Source organism: Streptomyces sp. NPDC031426 (assembly GCF_055581585.1).
Window position 1 is genome coordinate 253,362 of record NZ_JBVIJE010000002.1, and the last position, 14,440, is coordinate 267,801.

Consider the following 14,440-nt stretch of genomic DNA (forward strand, 5'->3'; position numbering starts at 1 on the left):
TCTCGCGGGCTCTCTCAGTTCAGGACGCCCGACAGCTGCCGCAGCAAGTCGCCCGTCGCGTCGGCCGCGAGCAGTGCGGACAGGGTGCCCAGGAGGAGGACGGCCGCCGCGGCCGTCCACAGCCGTGGGGGCGGGCTGGTCTGCAGGGCCGCGATCCGGCGGATGACGGCGCGGTCGGTGAAGTGCAGGGCACAGGCGGTGCGGGCCCGGCCGGTGGTGAGCGCGGCCCGGGCCAGCGCCCGGGCGGTGGTCCGCCGGTCGCCGACCGTGGCCGCCGCCTGCTCGTCGGCCCACCGCTCCACGAGGAAGCCGACGGCCTTGCGCACCGGGCCGAGCAGCGGGTCGGCCGCCGCCGCGAGCGTCGCCGCCGCGACCAAGGGCCCGTGCCGGTGGGCGAGATGGGCGCGCTCGTGCGCGAGGAGCACCCGCCGCTCGGCGGGCTCCAGCGCGCGCAGCATCGCCGAGGTGACCAGGATCCGGCCCGGCCGGCCCGGGATCGCGAACGCCTGCGGCACCTCGGAGGCGGCGACGATCAGCTCGGTGCCCGCCGGGTGCCCCGCGCACAGCCGGCGCAGAGCGCGGCGGGTGCGGCGCTCGGCGCGCAGGGCCCGGTACACCCGTATCGCGATCGCCACCAGCGCCAGACAGGCGGCGAGGCCGATCGCCTCGGGCACCGGGTCCGTCACCGGATGCCCGTCCTGGCGGGCCTCGCGGATGACCGGCGGCGCGTCCCCGAGGAGCGCGGCGGCCAGCAGGGCCAGTGACCAGGTGGTGGCCGCGGCCGTCAGGACGGCCGCCGAGGTGAGCACCCGCGCGGCCAGCGCCGGAGCGACCCGGCGGGCGACCAGCGGACCGGCCACCGACAGCAGCAGGGACAGCACCAGCGGGGTGTACACGTCGAACCTCATGCGGCGCCTCCGGCGAGCAGTTCGCGCAGCGCCCGCTCCTCCTCGGGGCTCAGTCCGGTCACGAACTGCTGGAGCGCGGCGATCGGGTCCGGGCCCCGGTCCAGGGCCTCGTGCATCGCCTCGGCGGTCAGTTCGGCCGCGTTCTTCGCCGGACGGTACGCGCCGCGCCGCCCGTCGGCGTCCCGCAGCACCAGCCCTTTGTCGTACAGGCGTTTGAGGATGGTGTGTACCGTGTTGTAGGCGAGCGCCCCGTCGATCTCGGCCTGTATCTCGGCCGGGGTCAGGGGCCGCTCGGTGGCCCAGAGCGCGGCCAGTACCTCGCTCTCCAGCTCACCGGCGCTGCGCCGCTCCGCCCTGCCGCGGGACCCTGTGCCAGCCATGCCCCAACCTTACAGCGCGTAGTGCCGTCGGCCGGATGGCCCCATCCTCCCGGCGCGAGGCCCGGGTTCGGGGTAGTTTGGCGGTGTTTTCCCCGACTCCCGTTCGCGACCCTACAGGCTGTAGGGTGACAAGGGTCCCCACACGCCGCGGGGGCAGAGGGGTGATGATGGCCGGCAGCGCGTACGCCACACTCGCCGGAATCCGGCGCTCGCGCTCGTTCCGCACGTCCCGTGGCGTCCGGCCGTTCCCTGCCACCGCACCGCTCGCGGCCGTCGCCGTGGCCTTCACCCTGGCCCAACTCCTCCTCGTCCGGCCTGGCATGGGCCTCGGCTGGGACGAGACGGTGTACGTCAGCCAGGTCAGTCCCCAGGCCCCCGCCGCCTTCTTCAGCGCACCCCGCGCGCGGGGCGTCCCGCTGCTCGTCGCGCCCGTCGCTTCCTGGTCCACCTCCACGGCACTGCTACGGATCTACCTCGCCGTCCTGTCCGGCCTCGCCCTGTATCTGGCCCTGCGCGCCTGGCGCGGCCTGTTCCCGGTGCGCGTGCTCGCCCTCGCCGGCGCCCTGTTCGCCTCCCTGTGGGTCACCCTGTTCTACGGCCCGCAGGCCATGCCCAACTACTGGGTCGCCGTCGGCGCCCTGGCCGCCGTCGCCTGCTTCCTGCGCGCCCGCGCCGACCGGGCCGACCGGGCCGCCCCGTGGGGCCTGGCGGCGAGTGCCGCGCTCATGGCCCTGATGCGGCCCATGGACGCCGTCTGGGCGGTGCTGCCGCTCCTCGCCCTGGGCCTCGCCCGCCGCCACTGGCGGGCGCTCGCGGTGCTGCTCGCCGGGCTAGCGGCGGGCAGCACCGAGTGGGTGATCGAGGCGTACACCGATTACGGCGGCCCGTTGCGCCGGCTGTCCGAGGGCTCGCGGATCCAGGGTGGACTCGGCTGGCACTCCGCCGTCGTCGACCAGCTGCGCAGCCTCGGCGGCCGGGCGCTGTGCCGGCCGTGCACCGGTCACCTCCCCAACCCGGTGGTCACCCTCTGGTGGTTCGTCCTGCCCCTGCTCGCGGTGCTCGGGCTCGCCGTCGCCGTCCGCGCCCGGCGCACGACGGCCACGCTGCTGCCGCTCGCCTGCGCGGCCACCGCCGCCTTCCCGTATCTGTTCATGATCGGCTACGCCGCCCCGCGCTTCCTGCTCCCGGCCTACGCCCTGCTGGCACTGCCGGTCGCCGGCGCCCTGGTGTACCTGCTCACCGCGCCGCGCCGGCCCTGGCGCCCGGTCGTCGCCACACTGCTCTGCCTCGGACTCGCCGCCCACCTCGCGGTGCAGCTGGCGGCCCTGGAGAAGACGGTCCGCAACACCACCGCAGACCACCGCGGGTGGTCCCGCACCGCCGCCCTCCTGCACCGGCTCGGCGTCCGCCCGCCCTGCCTGCTCACCGGGGACGAGGCGATCCCTGTCGCGTTCTACACCGGCTGTTCCTCGACCGCGACGGCCGGGCACAACGCCAACAGCACCCAGGAGGCCATCATCGGGACCGCCCGCCGGATCCCGGTCGCCGCGCTGGTGCCCGACGTCACCAGGCCGCCCGGATACGCCCGCCACTGGCCGTCCGAACCGCTCGACGGACAGCGGCTGTACTACTCCGTACCCAGGGGCGGCCGATGACGTCCCCGCTGCGTACCCGAGAACGGCCGCTGGAGTCCCCGCCGGAACCCACCACGTCCCTGGGCCGGCGGCACGCCTACTGGCACGCGGGCGTCCTGCTCGCCGTCCTGCTCGGCGGGCTGTACCTGGCCCGCCGGCACTGGCCCGCCCTGGAGAGCGGGGCCGGGCGGCTGGCCGGCGCCGACCCGGGCTGGCTGCTGGTCGGCGCCACGGCGGCCGTCGGCACCTGGGCGGCCTCGGCCCTCGCCCAGCAGGGCGCGGTGCTCCGACGGCTGCCCGGACACCGGCTGGTCGCCGCCCAGTTCGCCGCCTCCGCCGCCAACCATCTGCTGCCCGCCGGGCTCGGCGCCGGCGCGGTGAACCTCAGGTTCCTGATGCGCTGCGGACTGCCCGCAGGCCGCTCGGCCAGTGCCCTCGCCGTCAAGGCCACCGCGGGCGCCGCGGTCCGCCTGGCACTGATCGCGCTGCTCGTCCCGGCCTGCCCGGGACTGCTGCGTCCACCGCACCTCACCCCGACGACCCTCGCCGTCGCCCTCGGTGGACTCGTGCTGCTCATGGCCCTGCCGGCCACCCCCTGGTGGGCGCGCTGCCGACGGGCCCTCACGGCCGTCCTGACCGACATCCGCGCCCTGCACACCTGCCCCGCGCGAGCGGCGGCCCTGTGGGGCGGCTCCCTCGCCTTCGCCGCGCTGCACTCGCTGGTCCTCATCGCCGTCACCCAGGCGGTCGAACTGCCGTTGCCCCCGCTCCAGGTGGCCCTGCTGTACCTCGCCGCCAGCAGCGCCGCCGCCCTGCTGCCCACCCCGGGCGGCCTCGGCTCCCTGGACGCGGCGCTCGCCCTCGCCCTCACCGTCTCCGGCGCGCCCGGCGCGGCCGCCGCCTCCGCCGTGCTCGGGTACCGGCTGCTGACCGTGTGGCTGCCCCTGCTTCCGGGGCTGCTGGTGCTCGGCGTGCTGGTGCGGCGCAAGGCCCTGTGAGGCAGCGGGAGTTTCCCGCACGCCCGCCACAGGTAGGAGTCGGGTGTCGATGCCGTGCAGGAGGGGGAGAGCCATGTCGGGGAACGACACAGCGGGGCTGCCGGGGGAGGCGTTCTTCACGCCGGGGACGTCGTCCTTCACCGAGTTCCTGGCCGCGCACCGCCCGGGCTGCTGCCCACCGCGCCCGTGCTGCCCGCCGGAGTGCGGATGGCCCCCGACAGGTTCCCGCACGGCACCACCGTGCTCGCCCTCACCTACCGCGACGGCGTGCTGATCGCCGGCGACCGCCGGGCCACCATGGGCAACCTGATAGCCCAGCGCGACCTGGAGAAGGTGCATCCGGCCGACGACCACACGGCCGTCGCCTTCGCCGGCACCGTGGGCCTCGCCGTCGACATGGTGCGGCTGTTCCAGGTCGAGCTGACCCACTTCGAGAAGATCGAGGGCACGCCGATGACCCTGGCCGGCAAGGCGTCCCGGCTCGCGGCCATGATCCGGCAGAACCTCGCCCAGGCCATGCAGGGCCTCGCCGTCGTCCCGCTGCTCGCGGGGTACGACCTCACCGAGCCCGACGGCGGCCGCGGCCGCATCTTCGGCCTCGACGCGGCCGGCGGACTGTACGAGAAGTACGACTTCCACGCCGAGGGCTCCGGCTCCCCGTACGCCCGTGGCGCGCTGAAGAAGCTGTACCGGCCGGGCCTCACCCGGCGCGAGGCCGTCCTCGCCGCGCTCCAGGCGCTGTACGACGCGGCGGACGACGACTCGGCCACCGGCGGCCCGGACCTGCACCGCCGCATCTTCCCGGTCGTCGCCGTCATCACCGAGGACGGCTTCGAGCGGCTGCCGGGGGAGGAGACCGAGGAACTCAGCCGGGAGATGATCCGGCAGCGCAGCGCCCGCCCGGACGGCCCCCACGCCACCCCCTGACCCCGAGCGGCGCCGGGCGCCAGGCCCTGTCGTCGAACTCCTGCCTGCCCCCGACGCCGTGCACGCTCCCCCAAAGCGGGTACCCCCACTCGGCCCGGCACTCCGCCAGCCAACGGGGACCCCCAGAGCACGCAGCTGACGCCGCGAGGCCCGCCCTCCGGGCGGACGGCGGGAGTTCGACGACAGGACCTGGACCGCCCGGGCCGTCGTCCCACCGTCTCAGGTCAGGCGGTGGCCGATCCCGCGGGATGTGGCGATGGTCCGATCGCAGCCCGCCGTGCGCAGTTTGCGGCGCAGCCGGGTCAGATACTGGTCCAGCGTGTTGTCGCTGATCTGTGCCCCCTCCGGCCAGCCCGCGCGGAGCAGGTCGCGGCGGCGCACCAGCTCCCCGCCGGCCGCGGTGAGCGCCGCCAGCAGCCGGAACTCCGTCGGTGTGAGATCGACGCGCCCGCCGGACACGGTGGCGCTGTGCCGGACGGCGTTCAGCACCAGCTCGCCCGCGGCGGCCGCCGGGGCCGGGGGCGCGGTCCGGCGCAGGGCGGCGCGCAGCCGGGCGGCCAGCTCGGCGAGGTGGAACGGCTTGGGCAGATAGTCGTCCCCGCCGGCCGAGAAGCCGGACAGGCGGTCCGTGAGTCCCTGCCGCGCGGTCAGGAAGAGGACCGGGGCCAGGAAGCCGTTGGCCCGCATCGCCTGGCAGACGTCGCGGCCGTCGGCGTCGGGCAGACCGACGTCCAGTACGACGCCGGACACGTCCGGTGTCGCCAGCCGCAGCGCGGTGGCGCCCGTCGCCGGCACAGACCGTGTCGAAATCCTCGTCCTGCAGACCGCGGCGCAGCACGTCACGCAGGGCGTGATCGTCCTCGACGATGAGGATCCTCGGGTGCATGTCTCTCCACCGGCCCGTCGGCCGTGTCGTTCGGGTGGGGTGTGCCCCGCTCCGGGGCACGGGGGACGTATCGCCCGGGCAGCCACCGGGCCACCACGCAGACGAAGACACCGAGCCAGCCGACGGCGAGCAGCCAGCCGCCCACCACGTCGGTGAACCAGTGCACGCCCAGGAAGACACGGGTCAGCCCGACCCCCGCCCCCCAGCACGCGACCAGCAGACACAGCACGGTCCGGCCGTGTGGGGCACGCAGGCACAGGGCCGTGATCAGCAGGCCCGCCGTCAGCGCGGCCGTGGTCGTGTGACCCGAGGGGAACGACCAGCCGGAGGCCTGGGTCTGCCAGTCGTACTGCGGCGGCCGGGCCCTGGCGACCAGCTCCATCACGCCGTACCGCACCGCCTGGCCCCCGCCCAGGCAGACCGCGGCGAGCGGCACGGCCACCATCCGCTGCCGCCCGGTGCGTCCGGCGATCAGCCCGGCCAGGACCACCAGGACGTACGGCACGACACCCGTGCCCGTGGCGGTCAGACCGCGGGCCAGCGCCACCGCGACCGGCGGGCGGTGTTCGACGGACCAGGACAGCAGGCCCCGGTCCGGGGCGAGCGGGCTGCCCTGGTCGCTCACCACCACGGCGGCCAGCGCCGCGAACGCCATCCAGGCGCCCAGGGCCACTGTGCCCGCCGACGCCGCGAGTCGTCCGGACCTCATACGGCTGCCGCCACCAGCAGCGGGCGCAGCCAGGTCCCCGCCAGGGGTGCGGTGCGGCGGGTCTGCGGGCGGCGAAGGACGATCATGGCCAGGAAGCGCGCGCACACCGGGGCGAGGGCGCCCGGCTGCCGGGAGACGAAGAACAGGGCGACCGCCGCGGCGCGGGCCGCAGCCGCCACCGGCACGGTCAGCTCCGTACCCGCCGCGTCCGCCCTGTGCCGGCGGCCCCGCCACCGGCCCACCACGTCTAGGTGGAGCGGCCGGTCGGCCGAGGAGCCGGACGGAGCGGACGTCATCAGCGGGTCTCCCTGGCCGCCCTGCGGGAGCGCAGCACCTCGGCCGCGAGCGGGAGGAGGGACACCACGACGATCAGCGCGATCAGCGGAAGCAGGTACTTGTCGATGCTCGGGATCGAGGAGCCCAGCGCGTATCCCGCGAGCGTGACACCGAGACTCCACACGAGGCCGCCCGCCACCTGCCAGAGGGTGAAGGTCCGGGCCGGGACCTCGAGGGCGCCCGCCAGCGGGTTCAGCACCGTGCGCACCACCGGGATGAAGCGGGCCAGCACGATCGCCTTCGCGTGTCCGTACCGCTCCAGGAGTTCCTCGGCGCGCTGCGCGCCCTCGCGCAGCTTCGCCGACCGGCTGCGGGCCAGCAGCGCGCCGCCCGCTTTCCGGCCGATGAGGAACCCGCACTGCGCGCCGGCCAGCGCGCCGACGGCCGCCGCGACGAGCAGCGGCCCGAGCGAGAGGTGCACCGCGCTGTCGGACTTGCCCGTGCACAGCAGCCCCGCCGTGAACAGCAGGGAGTCTCCGGGCAGGAAGAACCCGATCAGCAGTCCCGTCTCCGCGAAGAGCACCACGCCGACGCCGAGCACGCCGAAGGCGGCGAGCAGCGAATGGGCGTCGAGCACGTTGACCGCGAGCTGCGACGCCAGGTGTGGGGGAGTGGCCATGCGCCGTACGCCCTTTCCTTCGACTGTGACTTCGACTGTGACTGGATCCGACTACACATTTGTAGACGGTCTAACGACCCGTAGACGAACGGAGAGCGGCGAACGTTCCCGGACTTTACCCGCCCATTGCCGCTTCATGACCGGCCGACTACATGATCGTGGTCATGATGGTCCGCGAAGGTAAGGTATGCCTTCGCTAACTAACAGGGAGGGCAGCAGGGCATGTGGGACGACGCGTTTCCGAGTTTCCTGATCGGACTCAGGGAGGGACTGGAAGCCGGACTCATCGTCTCCATCCTGGTCGCCACCCTGGTGCGGGCCGAGGCGCGCTCGCGGCTGCCCCAGGTGTGGACCGGCGTCCTGGCCGCCGTCGCCGTGGCGATGAGCTTCGGCGCGGTGCTCACCTTCACCGCCGCCTCCATGCCGCAGACCGCCCAGGAGGCGTTCGGCGGCACCCTCAGCGTGATCGCGGTCGCGTTCGTCACCGCCATGGTCTTCTGGATGCGCCGCTCGGCCCGCGGCCTCTCCGGCGAGCTGAAGGAGAAGGTGACCGGCGCCCTCGCCATGGGCTCCGGCGTGCTGATCCTCACCTCGTTCCTCGCGGTCGGGCGTGAGGGCCTGGAGACCGCCCTCTTCCTGTGGACCACCGCCCGGGCGGCCGGGGAGTCGGCCGGACCGCTGACCGGCGCCGCCATCGGCCTGGTACTCGCGACAGGCCTGTGCTGGGGCCTGTACCGGCGCGTGCTGAAGATCAACCTGACGAAGTTCTTCACCGCCACCGGCGCCGTGCTGATCGTCATCGCGGCCGGGGTCCTCGGGTACGGCCTGCGCGACCTCCAGGAGGGCGGCGTGCTGCCCGGGAAGACGGCCTACGCGGTCGACCTCGCGAGCAGCGTCGACGCCGGCTCCTGGTACAGCACCCTGATCCAGGGCGTCCTCAACCTCACCCCGACCATGACCTGGCTCCAGGTGCTTGCCTATGTCGCCTACCTGGCCGTCGTGATGACCCTGTTCGTGCGCGGCGTGCGGACCACGGCTCCCAAGCAGGCGAAGGAGCGCCGCGAGCGCGAGCCGAAGGCCGGCCGGCCGCAGCGGCGCCGGCCGGTCTGGGTGGTGCCCGCCGCCGTGGTCGCCGTACCCGCCGTGATCGCCGGATTCGTCGTCGCCCTCTCCCGGCCCAAGCCCGCCGGGGACCAGACCGTCGCCGTCTCCGAGACCCAGTGCGGCAAGGGCTTCACCGCGCCGAAGCCCGGCCGGCAGACCTTCCAGATGCAGAACACCGGCAGCAAGACCTCCGAGGTGTACCTGATCGACCCGTCGACCAGCGCGGTCTACGGCGAGATCGAGGGCCTCGCCCCCGGCACCACCCGCGACCTCGTCGCCACCGTCGCCGGCGGCACCTACGCCTGGCGCTGTGTCCCCACCGGCGGCAAGGCCGTCACCTCCAAGCCGGTCACCGTCAGCGGCGGCGGCGCGGCCAAGCCGGTCGTCCCCGTCTCCGAACAGGACCTCGCGGGCCCCCTGACGGCGTACAAGGCGTACGTCGGCCAGGGTCTGGCCACCCTCGTCGGCCAGACCAGGACCCTCGCCGACGACATCCGGGGCAACCGCCTGGACAAGGCCCGCACCGACTGGCTCACCGCCCACCTGACCTACTCCTCGCTCGGTGCCGCCTACGGCACCTTCGAGGACTTCGACAAGAAGATCAACGGCCGGGCCGACGGACTGGCCGACGGCGTGAACGACAAGGACTTCAGTGGCTTCCACCGCATCGAGTACGGCCTGTGGCACGGCCAGTCGGCCAAGGACCTGACCGGCCCGGCCCAGCAGCTCGCCACCGACTCCGCCGGACTGCAGAAGGCGTTCCCGACCCAGGACTTCGACCCGGGCGACCTCCCGCTGCGCGCACACGAGATCCTGGAGAACACCCTCCAGTTCGAGCTGACCGGCGACACCGACGAGGGCAGCGGCACCAACCTCGCCACCGCCGACGCCAACCTCAGCGGCACCCGCGAGCTGCTCACCGTCCTCAAGCCGCTGCTCACCAGCCGCGCGCCCAAGGTGCTCCCGACGGTCGACGCGGACATCGCCCGTGTGCAGAAACTCCTGGACGCCACCCACGACGGCGGTCACTGGACCCCCGTCGACCGGCTCGCCCAGACCGACCGGCAGCACCTGAACGGTGCCACCGGCCAGCTGCTGGAAGACCTCGCCCCGATCCCGGACCTGCTCGAGATCCGGAAGTCCGCCTGATGTCCGAAGCCCGCCCGATCATGTCCGCGCACCCGCACCCCGAAGGGAACCCCGCGATGTCCACTGCCGAACCGTCGGCCTGCCCCGTCGGCCCCGCCCGCCGCTCCTTCGTGCGGACCGCGCTGGGTGCCGGTGCCGCCGGAGCGGTACTGGCCGGCGGCGGCTTCGCCCTCGGCGAGAGCGGCGGCACCGCGCAGGCGCAGTCGGCGAACGCCGACGGCACGGCCAAGGTCCCCTTCCACGGGGCCCACCAGGCCGGCATCGTCACCCCGGCACCGGCCGCCGCCACCTTCGTCTCGCTGGACGTCATAGCCGACGACCGCAAGGGCCTGACCGACCTGCTGAAGACCATCACCGAGCGGGCCCGCTTCCTCACCTCCGGGGGCGCCCCCGCCGACCTGGGCGTCGGCGCGCCGCCCTCCGACAACGGCATCCTCGGCCCTGAGGTCCCCTCGGACGGCCTCACCGTCACCGTAGGTGTCGGCGCCTCCCTGTTCGACGGCCGCTACGGTCTCGGCAAGGCCAGGCCCGCCCGGCTCACCCCGATGCGGACCTTCCCCAACGACAACCTGAACGCGGCCGAGTGCCACGGGGACCTGTCCCTGCAGATCTGCGCCCAGAGCCAGGACACCGTGCTGCACGCGCTGCGCGACATCGCCCGGCACACCCGCGGCGCCATGCAGATCAAGTGGCGCATCGACGGCTTCCAGAACGCACCGCGCCCCACCGGCGCCCAGCGCAACCTGCTCGGCTTCAAGGACGGCATCGCCAACCCGGACGTCACCTCCGCCCGCGAGACGGACAAGCTGATCTGGGTCGGCGACGGCCAGGGCGAGCCCGCCTGGACCAAGGGCGGCAGCTACCAGGTCATCCGGATCATCCGGATGCTGGTCGAGTTCTGGGACCGGGTCTCGCTCACCGAGCAGGAGAAGATGTTCGGCCGCCGCAAGGACACCGGCGCACCCCTCGACGGGGCCAAGGAGACCGACATCCCCAACTACGCCAAGGACCCGCACGGCACCGCGATCCCGCTCGACGCCCACATCCGCCTCGCCAACCCGCGCAAGGCCTCGACCGACGGCTCCCGGATCCTGCGCCGCGGCTACAACTACGACCGGGGCGTGGACAACGTCGGCAACCTCGACATGGGCCTGGTCTTCTGCTGCTACAACCAGGACGTCAAGCGCCAGTTCGAGGCGGTGCAGACCCGGCTGATCGACGAGCCCCTCGTGGACTACATCTCCCCGACGGGCGGCGGCTACTTCTTCGCCCTGCCCGGCGTCCGGGACGCCGAGGACTGGCTGGGGCGGGGCATGCTCTCCGTCTGACGGCACCCGGCGGCCTTATTGCACATCGGTTGCAAGTGCGGTTTTATAGCGCAAGGCTGCGCTGTGCAGCCGTACCCGCACCACAGAAGGATGCCCCTCCCGATGACGGCCGCCCCCGGTTCCGCTCCGTCCCTCCCCGCCCAGGCCGACGCCAAGCGCTCGGCCTGGCAACGCGTCCGCGGCTCCATGACGCGCCAGGAATGGACCAGGGTCGGCGGAATGGCCGCGTTCGTGCTCGCCCTGCACATCATCGGCTGGGGCACCCTGATCGGTGTCATCGCTCCGCAGCACTTCAGCGTGGGAACCCAGTCCTTCGGCATCGGCATCGGCGTCACCGCCTACACCCTCGGCATGCGGCACGCCTTCGACGCCGACCACATCGCGGCGATCGACAACACCACCCGCAAGCTCATGGGCCAGGGGCAGCGCCCGCTGTCGGTCGGCTTCTGGTTCTCCCTCGGCCACTCCAGCATCGTCTTCGGCCTCTCCCTGCTGCTCTCGCTCGGCATGAAGACCCTGGCCGGACCGGTCCGCGACGACAACTCGCATCTGCACCAGGTGACCGGCCTGATCGGTACGACTGTCTCCGGCACCTTCCTCTACCTCATCGCCGGCATCAACCTCGTCATCCTGGCCGGCATCTGGAAGGTCTTCCGGCAGATGCGCTCCGGCGCCTACGACGAGGCAGCGCTGGAGACACAGCTGAACAACCGCGGCTTCATGAACCGCCTCCTCGGCCGGGTCACCGGCTCGATCAGCAAGCCCTGGCAGATGTACCCGCTCGGCCTGCTGTTCGGCCTCGGCTTCGACACCGCGACCGAGATCGCCCTACTGGTGCTCGCCGGTTCCGGCGCCGCCTCCGGCCTGCCCTGGTACGCCATCCTCTGCCTGCCCGTCCTCTTCGCGGCCGGCATGTCCCTGCTGGACACCATCGACGGCTCGTTCATGAACTTCGCCTACGAGTGGGCGTTCTCCAAGCCCGTCCGCAAGGTCTACTACAACCTCACCATCACCGGCCTGTCCGTCGCCGTCGCCCTCATCATCGGCACCGTCGAGCTCCTCGGCCTCCTCGCCGACAAGCTCGACCTGCACGGCGCCTTCTGGGACTGGATCTCCGGCCTCGACCTCAACACCGTCGGCTTCGTCATCGTCGGCCTGTTCTTCGCCACCTGGGCCGTCGCCCTGCTGGTGTGGAAGGCGGGCCGCATCGAGGAGAAGTGGACGCAGGGCCTGGCCACGGCCGACCAGTCGGGGTCCTGACCGGGGGTTAGCCGCCCGCTTCCGGGAAACGCGGACCGGGACCGTCCGCGAGCCCAGAGGAAGGCGACCATGAGCGACCAGCAGTCCGAGCAGACCCCGATGGCGGACGACGCCTATCAGCCCACCGGAACCAACGAGGAACAGGCGGACGCCGGTCCCCTGGACCTCCAGGACGCGGTCGACGAGCGCACCTACGACGACGTCCTCGACGAGGGCTACTCCCCGCCGGAACGCCCCCTGGCCGTCACCAAGAAGGGCACCACCGCCGCCGAGCAGCACGCCGGGGAGACCCTGGACGAACGCCTCGCCCAGGAGACCCCGGACGCGCAGGCACCGGTGGGCGACGAGATCGGCGACATCCCCGGCGGTGAGGGCGAGCCGGTCGACCCCGAGGCGGGTGAGTCCCGCGCAGGCCGCCTGGTCGCCCCGGACGAGGGCGCGCACACGGACACCACCAAGGAGGAGATCGCCCGGGACGTGGGCGTGGACGGGGGAGCGGCGGGGGCGGAAGAGGCAGCCGTGCATGTGGTCGAGGAGGAGACCTGAGCCGGTCGGCCGACGGGACTGGTCCCACCAAGGGGCGCGGGGCCGTATCGATATGCGGCTCCGCCGCGTGGGCGCGAGCAACCACAGACCACCCGCACCCGGCGCCGGACAGCAACCCCAACGGCGCTGCCCCAACCGGTCAACCCGGCGGAGCCGATTCGTCGCGTCCAGCGCAGCGACCTTGTACGACTCGGCCGGCGTCGGACAGTTGAACACCGCGTTGACCAGGTAGACCACGGAGCAGTGAACCCCGAGCAGCGTGCACCTGCGGAGTCTGTCAGCCCTGCGGACCGCCCCGGAAGGGATCGCCGCCGCCGAAATCCCTGGAGCCGCGCGGCAGTTGCCGCCGGTGCCGGCCTTGGTCGCCACGTCGGTGCCCCGGGAGGACAATGACGCCATGGGCGAGCGAACCGGCGACGTGAGCTCCCCCGCCCGGCTGGCCGGTCCCGGCGAGGGGATCGGTGCCGACGAACTCGCGCTCGCCACCCGCAACCACGGTCTGCCCCTGGAGGCGATGCGGCACGACGTCACCCCGCCCGGACTGCACTACGTCCTCACGCACTACGACATCCCGTACGTGCCGGACGCCGGTGCCTGGCGGCTGACCGTCGACGGCCGGGTGCGCACCCCGCTCGACCTGTCCCTCGCAGACCTGCTGTCCTTCCCGCAGGTCACCACCCGGGTGACCCTGGAGTGCGCGGGCAACGGCCGGGCCCTGCTGACCCCGCGGCCGGTCAGCCAGCCCTGGCTGGTGGAGGCGGTCGGCACCGCCGACTGGACCGGCGTCCCGCTCAGGCTGCTCCTCGCCGAGGCGGGCGCGGACCCGGCGGCCGCCGACGTCGTCTTCACCGGCGCCGATCACGGAGTCGAGCGGGGCGTCGAGCAGGACTACCAGCGCGCCCTGCCCCTGGTCGTGGCCACGGGCCACGACCCCGAGGTGCTGGTCGCCACCGCCATGAACGGCGCCCCGCTGCCCCCGCAGCACGGCCGGCCGCTGCGGCTGATCGTGCCCGGCTGGTACGGCATGGCGCAGGTGAAGTGGCTGCGCTCGGTCACGGTGAGCGACGTGCCGTTCACAGGCTTCCAGCAGTCGGTCGCGTATCGGATCAGGCGCACCGCCGACGAGCCGGGCGAGCCGGTCACGCGGATCGCGCCACGCGCCCTGCTGGTGCCGCCCGGCTTTCCCGACTTCATGTCCCGCACGCGGGTGGTGCGGCCGGGGGCGGTGAGGCTCGTCGGCCGCGCCTGGTCCGGGCAGGCCCTCGTCTCCTCGGTGGAGGTCAGCACGGACGGTGGCGCCCACTGGGTGCCGGCCCACCTCGAGCCGGTGGCGGACGGGCACAGGTGGGCGTGGCGCCGCTGGCACCACGACTGGGCCGCGGTGCCCGGCGCATACGCGGTGGGCGCACGGGCGACCGACGCCGGTGGACGCAGCCAGCCCCTTGACCAGTGCTGGAACCGGGGTGGCTTCGGCAACAACGCGGTGTGCTGGGTGCGGGTGGTGTGCGTGGCCGACGCCCACTCGCCGTAGCAGCTTGCGTGGTGTGGCGGGGTGCGGGCTGTGCGTGGTTGATCGCACCCCGCGGCGGAGCCGCACATCGCATACGGCCCCGCGCCCATTCGAATCGGCTGTTGTGCCCCCGTTGAAAAGTAGCC

The 14,440-nt window shown here is 73.4% G+C and carries 12 protein-coding genes and 2 pseudogenes; 8 read left to right on the top strand and 6 right to left on the bottom strand.

All coding sequences use genetic code 11. From position 1 onward, the window contains the following. Positions 1-14: 14 nt before the first annotated feature. Together ACZ5NH_RS04170 and ACZ5NH_RS04175 are read right to left on the bottom strand one after the other, a co-directional pair. Positions 15-908 carry a M48 family metalloprotease gene (locus ACZ5NH_RS04170; protein ID WP_468772884.1) on the bottom strand — a complete coding sequence of 298 codons (894 nt, stop codon included), beginning with the start codon at positions 906-908 and terminating at the stop codon, positions 15-17. Continuing rightward, complete coding sequence (locus tag ACZ5NH_RS04175; protein ID WP_388625558.1) at positions 905-1,288, bottom strand: BlaI/MecI/CopY family transcriptional regulator; 384 nt, start codon at positions 1,286-1,288, stop codon at positions 905-907. The genes ACZ5NH_RS04170 and ACZ5NH_RS04175 overlap by 4 nt, the downstream gene beginning before the upstream one ends. A gap of 167 nt (positions 1,289-1,455) precedes the next feature. Between ACZ5NH_RS04175 and ACZ5NH_RS04180 the strand changes: the two genes are divergently transcribed. The 3 genes and pseudogenes from ACZ5NH_RS04180 to prcB all read left to right on the top strand — a co-directional run bounded on the left by ACZ5NH_RS04180 (position 1,456) and on the right by prcB (position 4,847). Further along, on the top strand, positions 1,456-2,943 hold the full coding sequence (locus ACZ5NH_RS04180) for a hypothetical protein (protein WP_468772885.1): 1,488 nt from the start codon (positions 1,456-1,458) through the stop codon (positions 2,941-2,943). Then, complete coding sequence (locus ACZ5NH_RS04185) at positions 2,940-3,920, top strand: lysylphosphatidylglycerol synthase transmembrane domain-containing protein (RefSeq protein WP_468772886.1); 981 nt, start codon at positions 2,940-2,942, stop codon at positions 3,918-3,920. The genes ACZ5NH_RS04180 and ACZ5NH_RS04185 overlap by 4 nt, the downstream gene beginning before the upstream one ends. 73 nt (positions 3,921-3,993) lie before the next feature. Beyond that, positions 3,994-4,847: pseudogene (gene prcB, locus ACZ5NH_RS04190) on the top strand (proteasome subunit beta). A 219-nt stretch (positions 4,848-5,066) separates the two neighbouring features. Here the strand turns inward: prcB and ACZ5NH_RS04195 are convergent. From ACZ5NH_RS04195 to ACZ5NH_RS04210, 4 genes and pseudogenes are all read right to left on the bottom strand, one after another. Continuing rightward, a pseudogene (locus tag ACZ5NH_RS04195) lies at positions 5,067-5,733 on the bottom strand (response regulator transcription factor). Continuing rightward, a complete protein-coding gene (locus tag ACZ5NH_RS04200; protein ID WP_468772887.1) occupies positions 5,687-6,442 on the bottom strand; it encodes a phosphatase PAP2 family protein in 756 nt (251 codons plus the stop codon). The pseudogene ACZ5NH_RS04195 and the gene ACZ5NH_RS04200 overlap by 47 nt, the downstream one beginning before the upstream one ends. Further along, a complete protein-coding gene (locus ACZ5NH_RS04205; RefSeq protein ID WP_468772888.1) occupies positions 6,439-6,738 on the bottom strand; it encodes a hypothetical protein in 300 nt (99 codons plus the stop codon). The genes ACZ5NH_RS04200 and ACZ5NH_RS04205 overlap by 4 nt, the downstream gene beginning before the upstream one ends. Beyond that, a complete protein-coding gene (locus tag ACZ5NH_RS04210; protein ID WP_451556463.1) occupies positions 6,738-7,397 on the bottom strand; it encodes a DedA family protein in 660 nt (219 codons plus the stop codon). The genes ACZ5NH_RS04205 and ACZ5NH_RS04210 overlap by 1 nt, the downstream gene beginning before the upstream one ends. A 222-nt stretch (positions 7,398-7,619) precedes the next feature. On the opposite strand from ACZ5NH_RS04210, the gene efeU reads away from it, so the two are divergent. From efeU to ACZ5NH_RS04235, 5 genes are all read left to right on the top strand, one after another. Further along, positions 7,620-9,650 carry an iron uptake transporter permease EfeU gene (gene efeU, locus ACZ5NH_RS04215; protein ID WP_468772889.1) on the top strand — a complete coding sequence of 677 codons (2,031 nt, stop codon included), beginning with the start codon at positions 7,620-7,622 and terminating at the stop codon, positions 9,648-9,650. A gap of 56 nt (positions 9,651-9,706) precedes the next feature. Next, the gene (gene efeB, locus ACZ5NH_RS04220) at positions 9,707-10,978 is read left to right on the top strand and encodes an iron uptake transporter deferrochelatase/peroxidase subunit (protein WP_468772890.1); all 1,272 of its coding nucleotides are present in this window, start codon (positions 9,707-9,709) and stop codon (positions 10,976-10,978) included. A gap of 102 nt (positions 10,979-11,080) precedes the next feature. Then, on the top strand, positions 11,081-12,238 hold the full coding sequence (gene nicT / locus ACZ5NH_RS04225) for a Nickel transporter NicT (protein WP_388625583.1): 1,158 nt from the start codon (positions 11,081-11,083) through the stop codon (positions 12,236-12,238). Positions 12,239-12,307: 69 nt separating this feature from the next. Further along, positions 12,308-12,784 carry a DUF5709 domain-containing protein gene (locus ACZ5NH_RS04230; RefSeq protein WP_468772891.1) on the top strand — a complete coding sequence of 159 codons (477 nt, stop codon included), beginning with the start codon at positions 12,308-12,310 and terminating at the stop codon, positions 12,782-12,784. Positions 12,785-13,181: 397 nt separating this feature from the next. After that, positions 13,182-14,315 (top strand): molybdopterin-dependent oxidoreductase, encoded by a 1,134-nt coding sequence (locus tag ACZ5NH_RS04235; protein ID WP_468772892.1) that lies wholly within the window; start codon positions 13,182-13,184, stop codon positions 14,313-14,315. The last annotated feature ends 125 nt before the right edge of the window (positions 14,316-14,440 follow it).